Source organism: Fructobacillus cardui, from assembly GCF_963580785.1.
Taxonomy (GTDB): Bacteria; Bacillota; Bacilli; order Lactobacillales; family Lactobacillaceae; genus Fructobacillus; species Fructobacillus cardui.
This window is the reverse complement of the sequence record NZ_CAUZLS010000011.1, coordinates 1-6,753: the sequence shown is the minus strand read 5'-3', so window position 1 is coordinate 6,753 and position 6,753 is coordinate 1. Positions and strand designations below refer to the sequence as shown.

At 35.9% G+C, this 6,753-nt stretch carries 5 protein-coding genes and 1 pseudogene; 3 read left to right on the top strand and 3 right to left on the bottom strand.

Annotated features, from left to right (window positions below; translation table 11 throughout):
* A pseudogene (locus AABI20_RS07635) lies at positions 1-104 on the top strand (IS30 family transposase); the annotation flags it as partial.
* Positions 105-1,069: 965 nt separating this feature from the next.
* Here AABI20_RS07635 and AABI20_RS07475 read toward each other — a convergent pair.
* Positions 1,070-2,488, bottom strand: coding sequence for a mucin-binding protein (locus AABI20_RS07475; protein WP_338347343.1), 1,419 nt, complete (start codon positions 2,486-2,488; stop codon positions 1,070-1,072).
* 478 nt (positions 2,489-2,966) lie between these two features.
* On the opposite strand from AABI20_RS07475, the gene AABI20_RS07470 reads away from it, so the two are divergent.
* Complete coding sequence (locus AABI20_RS07470) at positions 2,967-3,200, top strand: hypothetical protein (protein WP_338347342.1); 234 nt, start codon at positions 2,967-2,969, stop codon at positions 3,198-3,200.
* Positions 3,201-3,828: 628 nt separating this feature from the next.
* Here the strand turns inward: AABI20_RS07470 and AABI20_RS07465 are convergent.
* Together AABI20_RS07465 and AABI20_RS07460 are read right to left on the bottom strand one after the other, a co-directional pair.
* Positions 3,829-4,047, bottom strand: a complete 219-nt coding sequence (locus tag AABI20_RS07465) for a hypothetical protein (RefSeq protein WP_338347341.1) — start codon at positions 4,045-4,047, stop codon at positions 3,829-3,831.
* Positions 4,048-4,077: 30 nt separating this feature from the next.
* Entirely contained in the window at positions 4,078-4,341 is a 264-nt protein-coding gene (locus tag AABI20_RS07460) for a hypothetical protein (protein WP_338343748.1), read from the bottom strand.
* Positions 4,342-4,676: 335 nt separating this feature from the next.
* Between AABI20_RS07460 and AABI20_RS07455 the strand changes: the two genes are divergently transcribed.
* Positions 4,677-6,753, top strand: a 2,077-nt coding sequence (locus AABI20_RS07455; protein WP_338347338.1) for a mucin-binding protein, incomplete at its 3' end; no start/stop codon positions are given.

Below are 6,753 nucleotides of genomic sequence, written 5' to 3'. Positions count from 1 at the left end.
GATTATATGAGGCGGTTGAACTCATTAACAAGCGGCCCATGAAATTACATCATTATCAAACACCATTGGAAGTTTTTACGGATGCGTTCGAATTAAACTTGTAATCTGCCACGTACAAAAAGAAACATATTAAAGCGTTGGCGACACTTTTTTAAAATAATTTAAAAAATCAATATATAAAGGGAAATATTTTACCTTTAACTGGTTTTTTTATAATAAATTTCATTATAAAATAAAATATTATAATTTATGTATTTTTTAGTCATCTATGACTTTTTTGTATTATAATAAAGTTGTTCCTTTGGGAGAGGGGACAAGGAAACGTGGATTCTTCCTCCACCCGCAATGTTGACTGCACTAATTTATTTAACTTTCATTCATGTTTTCGTTTCAATTAAACCGCTTCTCTACCTTTTTTTTGATTCGGTACTTGAGTATTTACTCATTCTCTTGATATAATACATTAAACACACTCTCAAAAATCAATTGATAACAACTCATTCATTTAAAACATAAATAACCAATAGTGCAACAAACAGTACAGTAAGTCAATAACGCGGGGCCCACCATTCTTTTGGTGGCCTTTTTCTTTATTCATAAAAGTAAAAGTAACTCGAAAGGAGCACATTGATAATTGAAAATACTACAGCGACAACTTACAAATAACAAATGAAAGCCACCAATTTCAAAGTGAAATTGGTGGCTTTCATTTTGTTTTTACACCATTAATAATAATATTGACGCAAAGGAAAAGGGAGTATCGCTCTAATGATAGCCACCACATCTTAAAAAGTTTCTAAGTTTAACACAATCAGTTCTTAATCTACAATATTAGGCAGTTTTCTATTTTTATCATTCGAATGTCTACTTAAACGAGATAGTTGGCCAGATTAATAATCAACCAAGGAAAATACTTGGTTGGAAATCCGCTAATCAAGTTTATCAAGAGAAAATGTTGCACTTAAGTTGACAATTCACCACTAATAAAAAAAGGAACACGAACAACGCGTTCCCTTTTTATAAGGCACTTCATGTTTAAAATGCGCAGTGCAAAAATAATTTAATACTATTACTTTTTATTTGAAATACTTAATCCTAACAAGCCTAATACACTGCCCATCACCACAGTTAATAATATACTAATATTCCCGTTTCTAACAGATTGAGTAGCAGTTTTGGGTAACTTTGAAGTGATATTTTGTGTAGTGTCTGTTGTGGATTTTTTGCGTACAATTTTAGCTTGTAAATGAGTGGCACTATCACGATTGTCAATTGGAGAGGAGACATTCTTGCCGGTATCTACTCCATTACCATCGTCATTTTTATTAGTAACTAAATCTTTTACATAATGCATAGGGGTGTTTTGACCCGGATTACTCAAATCAATCGGATAAGTGTCACCTGGCTTTAATAGATTGCCTTTTGAATCAACAGGTGTGTAACCTGGAATATTTGGAATAATTGGATTGTCCGCTTTGCTTGGATCTTTAGGATCATTCGGATATGGAACCGATGCTGATCCCGGAACATCCGGCACTAACGATCCCAACTTATGGTATGTTACTGTCTTAACTTCACTTTCTGTATCTGGTGTGACAGTCTGCGCTGGAATATTCAATTGATTAGTATAATAGCCACTAATCACTGGTGATTGCTTTTCATCAAGCTCATTATCATTATTTTTGGCCTGCCATCCAGTGTAAGTAATCGCACCGTTCGCTTGATCAATCAGGCCCGTTCGGGTAAAGATAACTTGATCCTTAATACTTGGTGCAACGGTCTTATCTTGGCCATCAACATAATTTACAGTTTGATTAACTTCTCGATATAACCAATTTAAAGCTGATTCATTAGGATAACGTGGTCCACCAGGATTACTTGGATTAACAGGGTATCCTGGTTGCCCTGGATTATCTGGTGTGACTACAGTAGTCTTATGCTTCAAAATAACAGTAAAGTGTTGATCTGTTTTATCATCTCGATCAAAGACAACACCATTATCTGGATAATCGTTGGAAACTAATTCATATCCTCTGCCTGTTAACCATGTAATAGTATCATTTGTTCGATAATCACTTACCTGGCCACTCTTACCTGTTAACGAATCTGTTTTAATTGTTATACCAGTTGTTTGATCAATATATGTTACACTGGCATTTTGATTATCAGATTGTGTGTCCGTCGAAGATTGTGGCTCTGTCACTGCTTTAGAATTAATCGAATTACCTGTTGATTGTTCTGCTGCAGATTGGCTATCTTTATCTATCTTAGAAAGTGTTTGGGTAGTATCTGATGACACAGTCGTAGTAGACGTATTGTTTTTTTCTTCATCAGACGCTTGAGTATTAGATTGTTCAACATGTGCTTCATCAGCCATTACTTTGTGTGATGCAACAGACGTTCCGGTAATTGCCATAAATGATATACAACCAATAAATATCCATTGCTTACCTGACTTATACATTTTATATCTCAATTTGTTGTCCATAAAATTTCACCTCGTCATGTTCTATTTCAATATTTAATATATATTTAATACTATCACATCTATTAAACGATTAGTAATATTTTACATAAACCTGTTTGTATACTTCCGTAACTAAGTTATTATTTTCAAACGTTATCGTTTCATAGCTTTTAATTAGCAAATAATTTTGCACTTTATATGATCAAAATAATCCAAAATAATAACGAGGGTTTATCTAACTATAATTAAAATGGACAATTTTTTACTAACAATCTCAATTCGTAAACTATAAGGTCAGTAAAAACTGCGGGATCTACCAGAGCATTAATCTGCCACTGGTAGCCTTTTTTCTTTGCCATCAGCTCCATAGGTCTTATAATGGTTAAAAGTATTAGGAGGAAGAATATGCAAGCAAGGATGCAATATGTCGCGGTCAGAGCAGCGACTGGTGATGTGTTATTTTCTGGAAAAGACGAGACGTCCTTAATCAGACAAATTAATGATTCCTAATACTTATACCTATGGTGCTCCCGGTCTCTGCTTGCAGTATGTCGACGATGCTTTCAATATTTATTCAAACCGATCTTATTCTGCTAAAGTAGCTGCGGATAAGGCCGGAAGGGCAGGCACGATGCACTATAATGATCAATTTCCTGTTGGTATAAAGGCCCCAGTTTATTGGAACTTGGTAAGTAAAGATGGTGGCATTAACTATGGGCATATCGCCATTTAGGACGGATAAGGTGGCTTCTACTGGGAAGGAAATAATTCATCGTTACCTAATTACTTCACACGGGACGAAATGCAACAAATTATGAATGGAACTCGACCAGTAAATGGACACTACCTAACCGAGAATTGGTACACGCCGGTCCTAATTGGTTGGTCAACTTCATTGGAAGGAACCGTAATCGCAGAGTGAATTCGTCATCTTTGAAATCTTTGTATTTGTTTAGTCGCGTTGCCAATCTTTTTGTTATATAATAATCTTGTCCCTTTTTAAAAAGGGACAGGAAAAAGGGGACTATTCCTCCACCCGCTGGCTGACTGGATGAACACATTATTTCGTTTGAGTAATGACTTTTCGTTTCATTTTAAAATTCTCTCTTAGCATATTTTGTGTAATCCACCATTTTAGTATTTACGCATTCTTCTTCAAACACTAAATACCCTTTAATTCATGCAGTGAAATACCTTGATATCAACAAGTATCAATTATCAATACAAATTGCGCAACAATCCAAATTCCAATCACCAAAAGCCGCGGGGCCTACCAGAGCATTGATCTGCCACTGGTAGGCCTTTTTCTTTACTCACACAAACAAAAAAGGGAACACGAATAACGTGTTCCCATGATTTACCTAACGATGGCCATAGTACTGGGCTTTGGTTTCGGCCAACCATTTGGGGTCTTGATCCAAATATTTATAAAACTTAATAGTCATTTTATACGTGAATTTAATGAGACGCCAAGCAAGATAAATAGTGGCAAACCAGAAGACAAAATACATAGCGATAAACAAAAAGCCAAAGATGGCACCACCTGTGCTAGTTTCTGTGTATGGATAATATTTTTGCATGTTTTTTCTCCCAAATTACCACTGAAAATATCATTGCTTTTTTAAATAATCTTTTAAAACCAGTTCCAGTAAAGCAGAAAAGCTTAACCCTTGATTGGCTGCATCGATCACTGCTTCATCATGGATGGATGGCTTCATCATGATAACATATTGCTTTTTATTCTCTCGTTTTATACGCGGCTTTGTTGAAGAAGGGGCCTGACCTTGTTTTTCATCCTCCGCTCGGCTTTCAATCGTTGATTCCTGTAAGTGATTTTGGTGATTTGTTTCGGGTAATGATCCTTCAGTTGCCATCATTTTTCTCCTTTTAAATTTTCGACTTTACTCTTTTATTATATATATTTATATGTATAAATGCAATTATATGTATAAATACACATATACATATAAATACACAAATGAATGGAAATAGGGAGGACTGGCAGATTAGGTCATTGATTTTTGAGACATTCAACTATCTTTTGTTATACTCAAAGTGTCGTTACTACAGCGACAGCTTCCAAATGACAAATAAAATCCACCAATTTCAAAGCGAATTTGGTGAATTTAATGTTAGTGATTGGATTGCGCTTAAAATATTTTGAAAGCTTGTTTTAGCTTTTCATAAATATAATAGGAAAGGCATCAAAATGGAAAAAAGATTTAAAATGTATAAATCAGGAAAAATTTGGGCAACTGCTGCCGCTACTACCGGTATTTTTGCAGTTGGTATGTTGAATCAAACGGTTTCTGCCGATGTAAAGTCAGCTACGGGTAATTCCACTCTCGGCTTTGTGCCAGATACTGCTACTGAAAAACAGCTTTCCAATCTTGCCGTAATGATTAACACTACTGATGGGACTTCGATGTCAAACGGTTCAACTGTTCAGCTACAAAATCAATCGCCACACATCGACAGCATTAATTTATCATTCACATTAAAACAAGACGGTAGTTTGACACCAGGAACACAAATTAAAATTCCTGTTGGAATTAGCAATAATTCTTATGATCTTCCCGGTTCAGCAATTAGTTCAGGGTCTTCATTAGTTATTAAAAATGTTGGTACTGTTGAATATCAAGCGGTTGATCATTTTGGAGGTGCTGGCTATTACATCGTTACTATAGGTGATCAATTTGATCAAACTATTGGAAAAAATGTGGATGTTTCTTTGGTAGAAAAGCCTAGCCCCTCTGCTGCGCTTGTTGCGGCCGATAGTTCAAAAAACATTGTTATCAATATTGGCGATAGTCAATTTATCTTTGTACCGACAAAACGCCAATATGCAAAAGACGATCAAAATTTTAAATCAGGTGATTTCGCTTATAGTGCTAGTTCTAATACAGTAAATACTGGTACTACCATTCAAGATTCAAATTATCTCAATAATATGTTGGAAAGTAATGGGAAGAATCCTGGTAATACAAACATCCCATCTGGTAATTTAATTAACATCCAAACGGTTCAGGCTTCTGGGTCCTCCATTATAGGTGTTTTCCCTGATAATTACTTAGGGTCACATACTTTAAAAATTAGTGAAGACGGAAAATACGTTGTTAGTGGTGATAACAGTGTGGACTACAACTTTTCAGCAGGATCCGGTATCACTAATTTAATTCAGTTACCAAATAATTCCACCAATGATGAAATTATAGTAGCTTTAAATAAAGCTGGTAAGCATTCGGGCGTGATTATATATAACGATAATGGAACGTACACACTTGCATACAATCTTGGGAATTTGACAGGAGAGGGTGCTTATACTTATCACGATTTATACACTAATGACGACGCAGCAACAGTTGCAAATCAAGCCCAAGAAATTAAACGATCATCAGACTTAAATGATCAATTGAACCAAATTATTTCAAAATTAAATGTTGTTAACTACGAAATGCAATCTGGTTATGAATTTTCTGATAGTTCTATCGTAAACAGATTGTCAGGCCAATCAACCCTTTATAGCGTCAATGAAGATGGTACGAATAGCATTGTTTCAAATTCAACATTCGAAGCATCAACCACCCCATCTAATGCAAAATCTGAAGGTCAAAGTAAAATAACCGTTCATTATATTGATCAACAAGGAAAAGAAATTTCTACTCAACAATATTCATATGGATATCCATCGGGATCTAATATTTCCAGTCAATCACCTGATTTTTCAGCTACTCCTGAAAATATTAAAGGTTATACTCTAATCACAAATAAAAGTCTCTTTCCATCCGATATGAAACATTATTTAACAATTTCGGAAGACATCGCTTTTAGCGCGCAAGATCAGGATTTTTATTACGTTTATCAGAAAAATGCCCCAACGGTCACCACTGATACGAAGACAGTGAACGAAACTGTTCACTATCAGTACGCAGATGGTACCAAGGCAGCTGACGACTATGTCGCAACGCCAATCACCTTTACTCGCAGTGTCTCAACAGATGCTGTAACCGGTGAAAAAACTTACGGTGCTTGGACAGCCGATCAAAGCTTTGCAGCAGTGACGAGTCCAACCTTGAAAGGTTACACCGCTGACCAAACAAGCATCGCTGCTCAGAATGTCACGCCAGATTCAAGTGACTTGGTTTACACGGTCAAGTACACGAAGGATGCCCCAACAGTCACAACTGATACAAAGACTGTGAATGAAACAGTTCACTATCAGTACGCTGATGGAACCAAGGCGGCTGACGACTATGTCGCAACGCCAATCACCTTTACTCGCAGTG